We start from the raw sequence: 707 nt of genomic DNA, 5'->3' as shown, positions 1-707 counted from the left end.
GAGCGTGATTCAGCTGATGCAACAAGAAGAGCGCTTTAATAAACAGTTTAACGAACTCACTGCTGAGCATTTGGTCGCGTCCAAAAAAGTGATTCGCTTAAACGGGTATCTGCTGCGGCCTCTCATGGATCTGTTGGCTGGCCTTGCACTACTCTGCTTAGTTGCCATCTTTGGCTTTAATGGTGTCGAGTTGATTGGTGTCGGTGTACTTTATGCGTTCATCAGTTATTTGGCGCGTGTGACCGAACCTCTGATTGAAATGACCCAACAACTTGCACTTTTACAACAAGCGTTGGTGTCGGGTGAAAGTGTTTTTGAGTTGATTGATGCGAAGCCACAAACTTACGGTGACGATCATAAACCACTTAAAACGGGCTAAATTGAGCTAAGTAATCTGACGTTCAGTTATGATGGTAAGCAAGATGTATTAAAAGACATATCCTTGAAAGCGGCTCATCAAGATTTTATCGCGCTGGTCGGCCATACTGGCAGCGGCAAGAGCACGTTAGCATCTTTGCTCATGGGCTTTTATCCAACCAATGTGGGCGAGTTATTGATTGATGGGCGGCCACTTAATACATTGGGTAAAGACGTACTTCGCAAAGACGTAGCAATGGTTCAACAAGATCCGCACATTCTCCCAGCCTCTGTACGTGAGAACATTTCTCTTAGCCGAGCAGTGAGCGATGAGCAGATATGGGATGCGT

At 45.7% G+C, this 707-nt stretch carries 1 pseudogene; it reads left to right on the top strand.

Features of this window, described 5'->3' with window-relative positions:
- A pseudogene (locus R7093_RS25540) lies at positions 1 to 707 on the top strand (ATP-binding cassette domain-containing protein); the annotation flags it as partial.

Source organism: Vibrio sp. 1580 (assembly GCF_033340055.1).
This window is presented reverse-complemented; position numbering and strand designations above follow the sequence as displayed.